Raw genomic sequence first — 15048 nt, 5'->3', positions numbered from 1 at the left:
CTATATTGGGAGATATATTATCGATTTACCAACAAAAATGGATATTAATAAATAAAGCGAGCTTAATAAAATTAAGCTCGTTTTATTTATTTTGCTTAAGAAAGAAATGGAACAGTGGTATATATGATACCTGCCCCATCATACTCTCCTGTCGCAAAGTATGAAAATGTAAAGAAACCTGTAACCGTAAAAATTACAATAAGAAAAAGTGCGAAGATAAATTTTAACATGTAAGGTCCCCTCATCCAAAAATAACTTCATACATTATTATAGTATACGAATATTTTATTTCCAATTGTTTACTGGTTAAAAATGAGAAGTCAGACATGTTTTGTATGTTGTAATGGAATGATTATTTGTAATGGATTTTGTGTTTTTTGTAAATGTCATGTTGTGATGGACGTGTGCATACTCCCAATCATGATCATTAAAATTTATGTTTCGGGGAGGGAGAAGTGGGACGACATCGAACAAGTTGACGAAACGAAAGCTACTAGCTACTTGTAGTTTATAATAATTTCGAAAAGCGATATCTCCTACTTTTGGAGAAGCGAATGTATAAAGTCCATACTGTGCGAAGGCAGTATTTATACGTGCATCTAATATGTGTAATGTGGCAAGCGCGCCACCTAGACTATGCCCAGTAGCTAGCAGTTTTTTATGTGCTGGCAATGATACGAGCATATCCATAATAGAATCACGACAAGACTCATAAATAGAGAGAAAACCGTTATGGACATTTCCGCCATTTAAAGCATAAGGATAAGGTTTTTGATTGACGAGAGAATCAATAATCCAATCTGGATCTGTTTGAGTGCCTCTGAAGGCAACAATAATTGTATCCTCAGATTCTAATATAAATCCGAACCATTCTGTTGTTTGAATGGCCTTTCCTTGAAACCCTTGTACATATTGAAAACCATCTGGTATTTCGAAAATGCCATTTTGTTTATATTGTTCATACGTTAACTCACAACAAGAAGCTAACAGTATGGCAGTGTCTTTATCAAAGGATAAAGGAGTACGCATTAAGGAAGCCCTCCTTAAGAAAAAGTATAGTTTAATATATGCAGTGAGGAACTTGATTCATTCTTTTGGAGGTGGGGAATAGCTTGTATCGCTTATCTAAATCATTGGAGGAAATTATAAGGTCAAAATAAAACAGTGCCTGATAAAGGCACTGTTTACTCTTTTTCATCTCAAGGAATCGGCTTTTTTAGTTATTCTTAATGAACTGACGCATGCGTTAGTTGCATAAGTAAGAGGTTTGAAAAAATAGCCTGTATATATCTGAACGATGAATAACTTACCTATTTTCTTGTGTTTGTTTACACTATATACAGAAAAATTTGAAAAACAAAACGTATTATTTATCTGTTTGTTTTTGCTTCTTTTTCAAATACTCCGTACGCAATTTTTCAAGTTGTTGCTTTTTATCAAATTTGGCAGGTTTCTGTTTTTCATGGAACTTTGCATCAGCTACCTGACTTTTGGAATCCAATTGATATTTTCCCACTGTGATCACCTACTTTTCTTGTCTCTAAAGAGAATCTATTCAACAAATATAATATACCTTATTTTCCTGAAGTAAACCTTATTACTTTATTTTAACTGCTTTTTCTCGTTTGTAGACGTAAATTAAAACACCCTTTCACTTTAATTACTGCAAGCAAGGGTGTTTTAATTTTATTATTTTATTAGTTGATGGCCATGCCTACATAAGGGCACAGTTTACTCTTTCCCATCTAATAAACGACCAAGTCCACCTAATACACTACCTTCGCCAGTACTTTGCGCTGCTGGGCTTGTAAGGCGTGCTGCTAAGCGGCTAAGTGTTAAGGACTGAATCCAAACTGTTCCAGGACCTTCTAATGTTGCGAAGAATAAACCCTCGCCGCCAAATAGAGCTGTTTTTACTTTACCGACGAACTCGACATCATAGTTAATGTCTTTTGTCATAGCAACGAGACAACCTGTATCAATGCGAAGTTTCTCACCAGGTTTTAATTCACGTTTATATACAGTTCCACCTGCGTGCATGAAAGCAAGGCCATCACCTTCAAGTTTCTGCATGATGAAACCTTCACCACCGAAGAAACCAGTTCCTATTTTTTTCGTAAATTCAATTCCGAGGGAAACACCTTTTGCGGCACAAAGAAAGGCATCTTTTTGACAAACTACTTTTCCTTGATACTCTGTTAAATCTACAGGAATAATTTTACCAGGATAAGGAGCAGCAAATGAGACGTGGCGCTTGCCGTGACCTGTATTTGTAAATACAGTCATAAACATACTTTCGCCTGTAACGAGACGTTTACCAGCGCCCATTAATTTTCCGAATAAACCTCCAGATGGGCCAGAACCATCACCGAAGATTGTTTCCATTTCTATGTAATCTTCCATCATCATCATTGCGCCAGCTTCTGCAATCACGCTCTCTTCTGGATCTAACTCAATTTCAACAAACTGCATATCATCGCCATATAACTTATACTCGATTTCGTGTGCTCTCATTTTTTTCACCCTCGTATGTAATAGATACTTATATTGTACAGAATTTAATAGGATTAGAATACTTTAGTTTTGTTAATTTTCAAATAAAGTGGAACCAGCCAAAACTGATTATCAGCTCCCGCCAATCAAGCTGTCCACAAATGGCGGGATAATATATGAATATGGAAATTCAACATTATATTAAAATTATAAAAAAATGGTGGAATGAAAGTGTTCTCATTTGACGTTTTGGATATAGCGTGATATAGTGAAATCACTATTGAGCTACATAATGTGGTACGGAAATAAAGCACGTTGAATTAAAGGCTGTAAGCTTGTTATACATTCATGTCCTTTATATCCACCTTTTCATGTGGATTCATAGTTTCATTTTTATTTAGGAGGTACATGACATGCAAACAGGTAAAGTTAAATGGTTCAACAGCGAAAAAGGTTTCGGTTTCATCGAAGTTGAAGGTGGAGACGATGTATTCGTTCACTTCTCAGCTATCCAAGGTGACGGATTCAAAACTTTAGAAGAAGGTCAAGAAGTTTCTTTCGAAATCGTTGAAGGTAACCGTGGACCACAAGCTGCTAACGTTACAAAAAACTAATTAGCTAGCGATAAAAAGCATTCCGATTTTCGGAATGCTTTTTTTTATTCTTTGGAACTAGATTCATTTGAAGATAATTCACCTTTGAAGGTACGTTCTTCAAAATCATCAAGCATTTGTTCATATTCTTCATGCTCTTCTGTAGCGAAAACTTGTGGGTTTTTCCCGTACATATCCGTACCGATAAAGTTTTCAAAATCCTCCACGTAGCCTACGTTTTCTTCACTATTTACATACATGCCATTATAGTTTTTTGAATCTTGTCTTTCTAAATCAGACGGCGTTTCAGATGTTCCGTAATTTGCGACATCTTGCCACGCATCTTCCGCATCGTACTCAACAGAATTGTCCTCATCATGCTTCTGGAAAGAAGGAGACAACACTTCTTCTTCAACTGGTCGTGTATTCATATTTAACTTATTTGTCGCGTGCTGGATGCATGTTGTAGCAGTCGGCATTGCTTCCAATCTTTCAAATGGAATCTCTTCGCCAGACACTTCGCAAATGCCGTACGTACCCGCTTCTATTTTTTGCAAGGCATGTTTCGTGTCCTCAAGCTGTTTATGCCAAAGTTCAATAAGCCCGAAGTCTTTTTCCCGTTCATATAGCTCTGTAGCCATATCACCTGGATGGTTGTCATAGCTAGACAGTTCTCCTACTGAGTCACGTTCAGAAGCACGATCTGTATTTTCATGAGTTTGTATCGTTTGCTCTAGTTCTTGTTTTTGTTTTTCTAAAATGGATTTAAATTGACCTACTTGTTGTGGAGTTAACATAGTCGTCCACCTTCCTACAATTCAGTTTCTTTACATAGTATGAGCGTTGAGAGTAGGAATTATGAGATGAATTTTAGATATGAAAAAGGAGCCGCATAAGCAGCTCCTTTTATAGAAAGTATCCAAGTAATAATCCGATTCCCATTAGGAAACCGAAGATTGTATTTGTTTTTGCTGTTGCAATCATCGCAGGTACCATTTCCATCGGAATGCTTTTGCCGATAAAGCCTTTCGTCGCTTTAAATGCTTTCGGCGCACTTAAAAATACGATAAGCATCCATGGTGATACGATGCCCACGATAATTAAAGCAATTGTCCAAATGTAGGAAACGATGAACATCGAAGCAAGTACACCAACCGCTCGCTCGCGTCCAACGAGAATTGCTAACGTTTTACGACCGTTTTCTTTATCGCCATCCAAGTCACGAATATTATTGGCTAGTAAAATGGCACCAATTAAAATGGAGCTTGGAATAGATAGTAAAATGACTTCTGATGTTACAGTTCCAGTTTGAATAAAGAATGAAATCCCAATAATAATGACACCCATAAATAATCCGGCTGTCAACTCTCCAAATGGTGTATATGCAATTGGAAGTGGGCCACCTGTATAAAGGTAAGCAACGGCCATACAAACAAGACCGATTGCAGCAAGCCACCAGCTAGAATTTATACAAATATAAACACCTAATAGTATTGCGATGCCGAAAAATCCAAATGCTAAGTTAAGCACTGTTTTTGGCTGAATGCCATCGCGAACGATAGCGCCGCCGATACCAACTGAACCTTCGTGATCGAGTCCTCTTTTATAATCAAAGTATTCATTAAACATGTTTGTTGCTGCTTGAATGAGAAGACAAGCAAGAAGCATCATAAGGAAAAGAGGAAGATGTATTTGATTTATACCTCCGACCTGCATCGAATATGCTGTTCCGATGAAAACAGGTACGAAAGCGGCTGTTAATGTATGGGGACGTAGTAAACTCCACCAGATGCGCCAGCCTGTTTGCTTACTTGGCTTTGGCGCCGTAGGAGAGGAATTCGTTTTGACGTTCATTTCCATGTTGAATCCTCCTTTGGTCACATATTGTACACAACTAAGTGTAGAAAAAGCATCATTTAGTGTCAACGTTTATTTTCTAGGAAGAGAAGGTGAATTTCTCAGAAATGCTAAACGTTGACAGGCCTTTCGTTTGAGGTGTATCTTAAAATCAAGCGTAATTATGACTATTTTTCGCCCATAGGGGGGAGACAATTGTGATTCAAACGAAACAAAAAGGCTTGCAAGAAGTTCTTATTGCAGCTATCAAGCGTGCAACTAACGAAAAAACATTGGTTAGTTTTGTAAAACAAATAGACTGGGTGGATCCGCTTCTGTTCTATGCAGCAGGAAAAAGGATTTCATTCGAAAATAGATGTTATTTTGCAGACCCGGCTCAGCATGTAATATTTGCAGGAATTGGCTCTGTTTTCACTATAGCAAATTCTTCTCATAAGCGCTTTCAAACCGCTCGCGACGAGTGGGAGAAAGTAAAAGAGAATGCATTTGTCCAAAGAGATGAATATGAATTTGGAACGGGTCCGCTTTTATTTGGTGGTTTTTCATTTGATCCAGAAAAAGAGAAAACGGACCTATGGAAAGAATTTAAAGATACGACATTTTCACTACCAGCATTTTTATTAACTGTAAAAAATGAAAAAGCATGGTTAACGATGAATACATTTGTTTCAGCAACAGATTGTGCAGAAACTCTTTCTAACGAAATGATTTCTTTAGAAGAGAAGATTTTGGGAGAGAGTAGATGTGCGCTAAACGGATCGAAATTGACTGTTATTTCTAAAGTAGAAGTGGATCCGAAAGGCTGGATGAAAGCAATTGAAAAAGTACAAGATGAGATGAAGCAGGGTAACGTGCAGAAGGTTGTATTGGCGAGGGAACTAAAAGTAGAGATGAATCATTCGATTGATTCTGCTCTTGTTTTAGAAGCACTTCGCATTGGTCAACCGGATTGTTACGTATTTTCTTTTGATTATAAAGGAGCATGCTTCTTAGGAGCGACGCCTGAGAGATTAATTCGCAAAGAAGATGAGAAATTTACATCGATGTGTCTTGCGGGTTCAATCGGTCATGGTCATTCTATAGAAGAAAGTAAGCGAAATAGTAATGCGCTTCTTCATGATGAAAAGAATTTAGCTGAACATGGGTATGTTGTTAACATGATCCGCTCGGTACTAAATGAACATTGCGAATACGTTAATATTCCGGAAAGCCCAGGTTTATTAACAACGAAAAACTTAATTCACTTATATACGCCTGTAGAAGCAAAAGGCGATGCGAGTCTTTTAACAATGGTAGAAGAATTACATCCAACACCAGCTCTTGGCGGGACACCTCGTTTGGAAGCGATGAAACTGATCCGTGATGTTGAATTGTTAGACAGAGGGTTGTATGGTGCACCGATTGGCTGGATAGATGATGAAGGAAATGGTGAATTTGCGGTTGCGCTGCGCTGCGGATTATTAAACGGCGAGAAAGCATCCTTATTTGCCGGTTGTGGTATTGTAATTGATTCAATCCCGCAGCTTGAATATGAAGAAACAAGTTTGAAGTTTAGACCGATGCTTGGTGCTTTGGAGGAATTAATGAAATGAACAATCATATAGAAGCATTATCATATTATTTAGGCGCGTTCGTGGATGAACTGACGCGTCTAGATGTATGTGATGTTGTCATTAGTCCAGGCTCACGGTCAACGCCGATTGCTTTACTAATGGAACAACACGAAGGAATGAACACATATTTACATGTGGATGAAAGATCAGCAGGATTTTTCGCGCTCGGTATTGCGAAAGCAAAAAAACGCCCAGTAGCATTATTATGTACGTCAGGAACAGCAGCAGCGAACTATTATCCAGCTGTATGTGAAGCTTTTCATTCAAGGGTCCCACTTATCGTCTTAACAGCGGATAGACCGCATGAATTAAGAGATGTTGGTGCACCACAAGCAATGAATCAATTTAATTTATACGGTACTTTTGTGAAACAATTTACAGAGATGGCACTGCCAGAAGCAAGTGAAGCGATGTATCATTACGCTCGTATGACGACGCAGCGTATAGTAGCAAATGCTTGTTTAGCGCCGCAGGGTCCTGTTCATCTTAATTTTCCAGTTCGCGAGCCACTTATCCCTGATTTCTCACTAGAAAGCTTATGGGATAAAGGACGTAGTGAATATACAGGAGTAGTTCAGCAAGGAAACGCGGTGATGCCGAGTGAATATGTAGATTCTCTTGTAGGGCGCCTTTCACATATGGAAAAGGGGCTTATTATTTGTGGAGATGATAGTCATGCAGAAATTGCAATGTTTGCAACGCAACTAGCTGAAAAAACTGGCTATCCTATATTAGCAGACCCACTTTCTAATATTCGTAGCGGACACCACGATAAAACGATGGTAATTGACTGTTATGATACATTTTTACGAAATGAAAAGTTAAAAGAAACATGGAACGGGGACGTTTTAATTCGCTTTGGTGGTATGCCTGTTTCTAAATCATTAACGCAGTTCATAAAAAAACAAACAAAAGCAGTTCATATCGTTGTCGATGAATCAGGACAATGGAGAGATCCAGCTCTTGTTGCGACAGAAGTTGTGCAAGCAAGTGACATTGAATTCTGCAAGGCAGCAATAGAAAAAATGCCAGTTATGAAAAAGAATGATTGGTCCCTAATGTGGCAACATATAAACGAAAAAACGAAGGAAACGCTTCGTGAAATGGAAACATATGAAACTGCATTTGAAGGAAAGGTTATTACAGATATTGTGCGCGTATTACCAGAAGACGCAACGTTATTTGCGAGCAATAGTATGCCAATTCGTGATACAGACTCATTCTTCTTCACATCGGATAAAAACATCCATGTGATGGCAAACCGTGGTGTAAATGGTATTGATGGAATCATTTCGACAGCTCTAGGAGCAAGCGTTATTTGCGACCCACTTGTATTAGTAATTGGTGATTTATCATTTTATCACGATTTAAATGGACTGTTAGCAGCGAAATTACATGAATTAAATATAACAATTGTCGTTGTAAATAATGATGGTGGGGGTATTTTCTCATTCTTACCACAGTATGAGAAAAAGGAACATTTTGAATCATTATTTGGAACACCAATTGGACTTGATTATGAGCATGTTGTCAAAATGTACGGCGGTTCATTTAGCCGTGTAAATGGTTGGGAGCAATTCCGAGAAGAAGTTCGAAAAGGAACGACGACAGAAGGTTTACACGTTGTGGAAATTTGTACGAATCGTGATGAGAACTTAACATTGCACCGTACATTATGGGCAAAAACGATGGACGTAATTACTACATCTTTACAAGGTGAATCAAAATGAAAGTAACGCTGCAAGGTGTATCGTATGAATATGAAGTAGTCGGAAGCGGGGAACCACTTCTACTTCTTCATGGTTTTACGGGAAGCATGGAAACGTGGCGTTCTTTTGTCTCTTCATGGAGTGAGCAGTTTCAAGTTATTGTAGTGGATCTTGTTGGACACGGAAAGACTGAGAGTCCTGAAAATGTTGTGCATTATGACATCCGAAATGTGGCATTGCAAATGAAAGAACTATTAGATTACCTTCATATTGAAAAAGCACATATACTTGGCTATTCAATGGGCGGTAGATTGGCGATTACGATGGCATGTCTATATCCAGATTATGTACACTCTCTTTTATTAGAAAATTGTACAGCTGGGCTCGAAAACGAAGCAGATAGAAAAGAACGTCGTGAAAAAGATGATCGACTTGCCGATAAAATTGAGCGAGAAGACATAGAAAGTTTTGTATCCATGTGGGAAAATATTCCGCTTTTTGAAACGCAAAAACGTTTAGCAAAAAACGTACAAGAAGCGGTGCGAAAAGAACGACTTGCTAACAATCCAAAAGGACTTGCAAATAGCTTGCGGGGCATGGGAACGGGGGCTCAGCCTTCATGGTGGGATGAGCTGAAAAACTTAAAAATACCTGTTCTTTTAATGAACGGAGAGTATGATGAAAAGTTCTTTCGTATATTAAAAAATATTGAAAAATGCATCTCTGACGCGAAATTTGTCAAAATTCATGGTGCTGGCCATGCAATTCATGTGGAACAACCGGAAAAGTTTGATACAATAGTAAAGGGATTTCTAAAAACTATGCAGTGATGCTTTTTTCAGTTAAGAATGAAGTTACACTTATAGAGGAGATCAGAAATATACAAGGAGGTAGTTGTAATGGCTATTGAATGGGTAAAAGAAGGCAATTACGAAGATATTATTTATTCAACATACAATGGTATCGCAAAGATTTCGATTAACCGCCCTGAAGTACATAACGCATTCCGTCCTAAAACGGTAATGGAGTTAATCGACGCTTTTGCACAAGCTCGTGATGATGCAAATGTTGGCGTTATCATTTTAACAGGTGAAGGTGGACGTGCATTCTGTTCTGGCGGCGACCAAAAAGTTCGCGGTCATGGTGGATATGTAGGTGACGACCAAATCCCTCGTTTAAACGTATTAGACTTACAACGTCTAATTCGCGCAATTCCTAAACCAGTTATCGCAATGGTAGCAGGTTATGCAATCGGTGGTGGACACGTACTTCATATCGTATGTGACTTAACAATCGCTGCAGACAACGCTGTATTCGGACAAACAGGTCCTAAAGTAGGAAGCTTTGACGGTGGATACGGAGCTGGTTACTTAGCTCGTATGGTAGGCCACAAGAAAGCTCGCGAAATTTGGTACCTATGCCGTCAATATAGTGCTCAAGAAGCACTTGATATGGGCTTAGTAAACACTGTAGTACCATTAGAAGAGCTTGAAGCAGAAACAGTACAATGGGCACAAGAAATTTTAGCAAACAGCCCAATGGCACTTCGTTTCCTAAAAGCTGCATTCAACGCAGACACAGACGGTCTAGCTGGTATTCAACAACTAGCTGGAGATGCAACGTTATTGTACTACACAACTGACGAAGCAAAAGAAGGTCGCGACGCATTCAAAGAAAAACGCAGTCCGGACTTCGGTCAATTCCCTCGTTTCCCGTGATCAAACCAAAAGCGGAAGCGGCTTGCTTAGAACAAGAGGGCGTTGGAACTCCTGACGTAGAGGCGCTTTTTGCCTCGTAGGAAGGCGTGAAACGACCGACTGTTCTAGCCGCTGTAGCTGGATGAGACCAAAAGCGAAAGCAGCTCGTTCAGAATGTGAGGGGGATGGAGCTTCTGACGTAGAGGCGCTTTTTGCCTCGTAGGAAGAAGTGAAGCCACCGAGCATTCTAGCTGCTGTAGCTGGATGTTTTAAAAGCGGAGCCGACTGTTTAGCCTCGTAGGCTAAGGTTCTTTCGCACAGAAAGTGTTTTTTACTTTCTCGTGCGGAAGGTTCTTAAACGGAAGGGGCTAGGAGCGCAGCTGGATAAGACCAAACCGGAAACAAAACAACTAAGAGACTTGATATCATATCAAGTCTCTTTCTTTCATGAAAGGAGAATGAATGATGGAGACGATGCCAAATTGGTTAATGCAACGTGCATTTTTAACACCAGATCGCACTGCAATTGAAATAGAGGAAGAGAAAGTTACTTTTATGGAGCTGCATGAAAAAGTAGTATCTGTTTGTGAACACCTCACGCATGTTGGAGTGGAGCGAGGGCAAAAGGTGGCTGTTCTGATGAAAAATGGTATGGAGATGATTACAGTTATTCACGCCCTATCTTATGTAGGTGCAGTAGCTGTGCTTTTAAATACGCGTCTTTCAAGAGAAGAGCTACTTTGGCAAATGGATGATGCTGAAGTTGTTTGTTTAGTAACGGATCAAGATTTTGATGCTAAAGATGTTCCTGTTTATTCATTAGCCGAAGTGATGAATGGACCAAAAGAGGAAGCCTCTATACAAGAAGAGTTTTCTTTAGAAGAAGCGATGACAATTATTTATACGTCTGGGACGACAGGCAAACCGAAAGGCGTTATTTTAACGTACGGCAATCATTGGGCAAGCGCAGTCGGTTCGTCGCTTAATTTAGGACTTCGTGATGATGATTGTTGGTTAGCCTGCATGCCGATGTTCCATGTTGGCGGGCTATCTCTTTTAATGAAAAACATTATGTATGGCATGCGTATTTTACTTGTTCCGAAATATGATGCTGATTTTATTCATAAAGCACTTCAAACGAGAGGAGTAACAATTATTTCTGTCGTTTCTAAAATGTTAACTGATTTATTAGAGCGACTTGGGGCAGAGACATATCCATCTTCTTTACGATGCATGTTACTTGGCGGAGGACCAGCGCCAAAACCACTATTAGAAGCATGTGTAGAAAAAGGAATTCCTGTATATCAAACGTACGGTATGACAGAAACATCTTCGCAAATTTGTACGTTATCCGCAGATTACATGTTAACGAAAGTAGGATCAGCTGGAAAACCACTATTTCAGTGCCAACTTCGTATTGAAAAAGATGGCGTAGTAGTACCGCCGTTAGTAGAAGGCGAGATCGTAGTAAAAGGACCGAACGTAACAGGCGGTTACTTTAACCGTGAAGATGCGACGCGAGAGACTATTCAAAACGGATGGCTTCATACTGGCGACCTCGGTTATTTAGACGAAGAAGGGTTTTTATACGTATTAGATCGCCGCAGTGATTTAATTATTTCTGGCGGAGAGAATATATACCCAGCTCAAATTGAAGAAGTGTTACTCTCCCATCCGGCAGTAGCGGAAGCTGGCGTTGTCGGTATGTCTGACGACAAATGGGGACAAGTACCAGCTGCTTTTGTTGTGAAAAGCGGGGCGGTAACAGAAGAAGAAATTCTTCATTTTTGCGAGGAGAAATTAGCGAAATATAAAGTGCCGAAGAAAGCATGTTTCTTAGAGGAATTACCACGTAACGCTTCGAAAAAATTGTTAAGACGAGAGTTAAGACAATTAGTGGAGGAGATGTAGGGTGGAAATAAAAAAAGCGACACTGTATATAACGGAAATGCCACTCGTAATCCCGTTTGCTACAAGCTACGGGACTTACGAAAAGCGTGAGAGTATCGTTATTGAATTAGAGGATACGGACGGGTACATTGGATTTGGGGAAGTCGTTGCATTCTCTGAACCGTGGTATACGGAAGAAACGGTGAAGACAGCGCTGCATGTACTGCAAGACTTTTTAATACCTGATTTATTAAAGGCTGAAATTTCTCATCCGAATGAGGTACCGGGTCTATTTCAACATATAAAAAGAAACCGAATGGCAAAAGCCGGAATAGAGGGGGCTGTTTGGGATTTATATGCGAAGCGTCAAAAGAAATCGTTAGCGACATTGCTTGGCGGAACGAAGTCTGAAATTGAAGTCGGCGTTGTAATTGGCCTTAATACGATTCCAGTTATGTTAAAACAAATCGAGAAGTACGCGGAAGAAGGATACGAGCGTTTTAAAGTGAAAATAAAGCCAGAGCATGATTACGAATTATTGAAAGAGATTCGTAAAGAGTTCCCAGGTATCCCGTTAATGGCTGATGCAAACTCAGCATATACATTAGGGGATACGGAGAGGCTGAAACGACCTAGATGAATTCCAATTAATGATGATTGAACAACCGTTAGCGGATTACGATTTTCTTGATCACGCAGAATTGCAAAAGAAAATTGAAACGCCGATTTGTTTAGATGAAAGTATTCATAGTTTAGAAGATGCACGCGTTGCGATTACGCTTGGCAGCTGCCAAATTGTGAACATTAAACCAGGGCGAGTGGGCGGATTAACAGAATCAATCCAAATCCATAATTATTGTATGGAACATAACGTACCCGTTTGGTGCGGTGGTATGGTAGAGATGGGGATTTCACGAGCGCAAAATGTTGCTCTTGCGTCATTGCCTAACTTTACGATTCCAGGAGATATATCTGCTTCTAGTAGACATTGGGAGCAGGATATTATTTGGCCGGAAGTGATGCTTGAGGGCGGGAAAGTGATGGTGCCGCAAAGCGTTGATGCTGAGTATGAAGTAGATCGCGGAAGATTGGAAGAAATTACGAAGCAGCGGATTGTGTTTGAGCGGTAAATGGAAGTTTCATTAGGATGCCCGCAAATAGCGAGAGGATTTTGTCGTTCATTGTCGGTAAGTCGATATATTTCAATAATTACTGATATAATTTGAGTTACGGTCGATATAATTGGAAAATCGCTGATATAATTTTATTTACCAAGGTTACTCTAACGAGTAGCCTTTTTGTATTGTACAAATTGGATAGACTAGTTTACAATCGAGCGTATAAAAATGGAATGAAAAAGGGGGAGTAAAATGAAGCGCATTTCAATTTTAATAGCGGATGATGAGGCAGAAATTGCTGATTTAATTGAGATACATTTAGAAAAAGAAGGGTACCACGTCGTGAAAGCAGCTGATGGAGAAGAGGCAATTCATATTATTGAAACGCAGCCAATCGACTTGGTAATTTTAGATATTATGATGCCGAAAATGGATGGGTATGAGGTGACGCGTCAAATTCGCACGAAACATCATATGCCGATTATTTTTTTAAGCGCGAAAACTTCGGACTTTGATAAGGTGACAGGTCTTGTACTAGGCGCGGATGATTATATGACGAAGCCTTTCACACCGATTGAATTAGTTGCACGTGTAAATGCACAACTGCGTAGGTTTTTTACGTTAAATCAACCGAAAGTAGCGGAGAGTAAATCTGCTTTAGAACTAGGCGGAGTCGTAATTAATCCCGAGCGTAGGACGGTTGATGTATATGGTGAGCAAATTGAATTAACGCCGAAAGAGTTTGATATTTTATATTTATTAGCGAGTCATCCGAAGAAAGTGTACAATGTAGAAAATATTTTTCAGCACGTATGGGCAGACGATTATTATGAAGGTGGAAATACAGTAATGGTACATATTCGTACGTTGCGGAAGAAACTTGGAGAAGATAAAAGAAAGGATAAATTAATAAAAACAGTGTGGGGAGTAGGTTATACTTTTAATGGCTAATATGATGAAAAGTTTTCGATTTAAAATGATTGCCTTATTTGCGTTAAGTATGGTACTTGCAGCAACTGTAACTTATATAATTTATAAAGGATTGCAGCTGTATTATAAAACGATGGTTCGCTACGAAGAGCCTTTAGCACAATTTAGGTCAATGGTAAGGGAATTTGGAGACATTAATTTCTTTTTAATTTTCTTTATTCCGTTATCTATTATCTTTTTCTTCTTTTTGACAAAACCGTATTTAAAATACTTTGATGAAATTTCTAATGGGATTCATCATCTTGCGAACGGTAACTTTACGAATAAAGTTCAAGTTTCATCAAATGATGAGTTTGGAAATATCGCGCGTGAAATAAATGTTGCAAGTGAAAAGTTAAAAGAAGCTGTTGAAAGAGGAGACTTTGCTGAAAATAGTAAAGATCAGCTTGTTGTGAATTTAGCTCATGATTTAAGAACACCATTAACATCCGTGTTAGGATATTTAGATTTAATTCTTAAAGATGAAAATTTAACAAAAGAACAAATTAAACATTTCTCCACAATTGCATATACAAAATCGCAAAGACTGGAAAGTTTAATTGATGAGCTATTTGAAATTACACGTATGAATTATGGCATGCTAAATCTGGATAAAAAGCCGATTGATATAAGTGAGTTGCTTATACAGTTAGAGGAGGAATTGTATCCGTTATTAGAAAAACATCATTTAGAAGCTAGATTGAATGTGGCTCCTCATTTACCGATGCACGGTGATGGAAAATTGTTAGCTAGAGTATTTGAAAACTTGTTAACAAATGCCGTTCGTTACGGCTATGATGGACAATTTGTTGATATGAATGGGTATGTTGATAATGGAGAAGTTGTCGTACAAATTATGAATTACGGAGATAGCATCCCGGAAGAAGATTTACCGTATCTTTTTGATATGTTCTATACAGGTGATAAAGCAAGAACTGAGAACCGTGGCGGGACAGGCCTTGGACTATTTATTGCGAAAAATATTGTCGAGCAACATAACGGTACGATTTCTGCTGAGAGCAATGTAGTTAGAACGATATTTGAAGTACGATTGCCAAAAGACGAGAATGTAACAATTTAATAAAAATTTAAACTTTACCCCACTTTTT

Annotated in this window: 14 protein-coding genes and 1 pseudogene; 9 read left to right on the top strand and 6 right to left on the bottom strand. The window is 38.8% G+C overall.

The window, feature by feature from the left end:
* Positions 1-95: 95 nt before the first annotated feature.
* The 4 genes from BC_RS28255 to BC_RS24250 form a co-directional block, all read right to left on the bottom strand.
* On the bottom strand, positions 96-230 hold the full coding sequence (locus BC_RS28255; protein WP_000911075.1) for a hypothetical protein: 135 nt from the start codon (positions 228-230) through the stop codon (positions 96-98).
* A 76-nt stretch (positions 231-306) separates the two neighbouring features.
* A complete protein-coding gene (locus BC_RS24255) occupies positions 307-1029 on the bottom strand; it encodes a lipase family protein (protein WP_001260111.1) in 723 nt (240 codons plus the stop codon).
* Between the two features lie 337 nt (positions 1030-1366).
* Positions 1367-1516 (bottom strand): hypothetical protein, encoded by a 150-nt coding sequence (locus BC_RS27790; protein WP_000521636.1) that lies wholly within the window; start codon positions 1514-1516, stop codon positions 1367-1369.
* 215 nt (positions 1517-1731) lie between these two features.
* Entirely contained in the window at positions 1732-2514 is a 783-nt protein-coding gene (locus tag BC_RS24250) for a TIGR00266 family protein (protein WP_001201260.1), read from the bottom strand.
* 392 nt (positions 2515-2906) lie between these two features.
* Between BC_RS24250 and cspD the strand changes: the two genes are divergently transcribed.
* Entirely contained in the window at positions 2907-3107 is a 201-nt protein-coding gene (gene cspD / locus BC_RS24245; RefSeq protein ID WP_001193054.1) for a cold-shock protein CspD, read from the top strand.
* 44 nt (positions 3108-3151) lie between these two features.
* Here the strand turns inward: cspD and BC_RS24240 are convergent, their stop codons facing one another.
* Entirely contained in the window at positions 3152-3883 is a 732-nt protein-coding gene (locus BC_RS24240) for a yteA family sporulation protein (protein WP_000957397.1), read from the bottom strand.
* 109 nt (positions 3884-3992) lie between these two features.
* Positions 3993-4946, bottom strand: a complete 954-nt coding sequence (locus BC_RS24235; protein ID WP_000425766.1) for a 1,4-dihydroxy-2-naphthoate polyprenyltransferase — start codon at positions 4944-4946, stop codon at positions 3993-3995.
* Positions 4947-5140: 194 nt separating this feature from the next.
* Here BC_RS24235 and BC_RS24230 point away from each other — a divergent pair, with 194 nt between their 5' ends.
* The 8 genes and pseudogenes from BC_RS24230 (at position 5141) to BC_RS24195 (ending at position 15020) form a co-directional block, all read left to right on the top strand.
* A complete protein-coding gene (locus BC_RS24230; protein ID WP_000616740.1) occupies positions 5141-6535 on the top strand; it encodes an isochorismate synthase in 1395 nt (464 codons plus the stop codon).
* A complete protein-coding gene (gene menD / locus BC_RS24225; protein ID WP_001059197.1) occupies positions 6532-8286 on the top strand; it encodes a 2-succinyl-5-enolpyruvyl-6-hydroxy-3-cyclohexene-1-carboxylic-acid synthase in 1755 nt (584 codons plus the stop codon). The genes BC_RS24230 and menD overlap by 4 nt, the downstream gene beginning before the upstream one ends.
* Positions 8283-9095 (top strand): 2-succinyl-6-hydroxy-2,4-cyclohexadiene-1-carboxylate synthase, encoded by an 813-nt coding sequence (gene menH, locus BC_RS24220; RefSeq protein ID WP_000869224.1) that lies wholly within the window; start codon positions 8283-8285, stop codon positions 9093-9095. The genes menD and menH overlap by 4 nt, the downstream gene beginning before the upstream one ends.
* A gap of 69 nt (positions 9096-9164) precedes the next feature.
* Positions 9165-9983: a 1,4-dihydroxy-2-naphthoyl-CoA synthase gene (menB, locus tag BC_RS24215; RefSeq protein WP_000963885.1), complete on the top strand. Its 819-nt coding sequence runs from the start codon at positions 9165-9167 to the stop codon at positions 9981-9983.
* A 444-nt stretch (positions 9984-10427) separates the two neighbouring features.
* Complete coding sequence (locus BC_RS24210; RefSeq protein ID WP_000449573.1) at positions 10428-11873, top strand: o-succinylbenzoate--CoA ligase; 1446 nt, start codon at positions 10428-10430, stop codon at positions 11871-11873.
* A 1-nt stretch (position 11874) separates the two neighbouring features.
* A pseudogene (gene menC / locus BC_RS24205) lies at positions 11875-12982 on the top strand (o-succinylbenzoate synthase).
* A 240-nt stretch (positions 12983-13222) separates the two neighbouring features.
* On the top strand, positions 13223-13921 hold the full coding sequence (locus BC_RS24200) for a response regulator transcription factor (protein WP_000822489.1): 699 nt from the start codon (positions 13223-13225) through the stop codon (positions 13919-13921).
* Positions 13914-15020, top strand: coding sequence for a sensor histidine kinase (locus BC_RS24195; protein ID WP_000002596.1), 1107 nt, complete (start codon positions 13914-13916; stop codon positions 15018-15020). Before BC_RS24200 ends, BC_RS24195 begins: the two co-directional genes overlap by 8 nt.
* Positions 15021-15048 lie beyond the last annotated feature (28 nt).

It is taken from the genome of Bacillus cereus ATCC 14579 (assembly GCF_000007825.1).
Lineage (GTDB): Bacteria > Bacillota > Bacilli > Bacillales > Bacillaceae_G > Bacillus_A > Bacillus_A cereus.
This window is presented reverse-complemented; position numbering and strand designations above follow the sequence as displayed.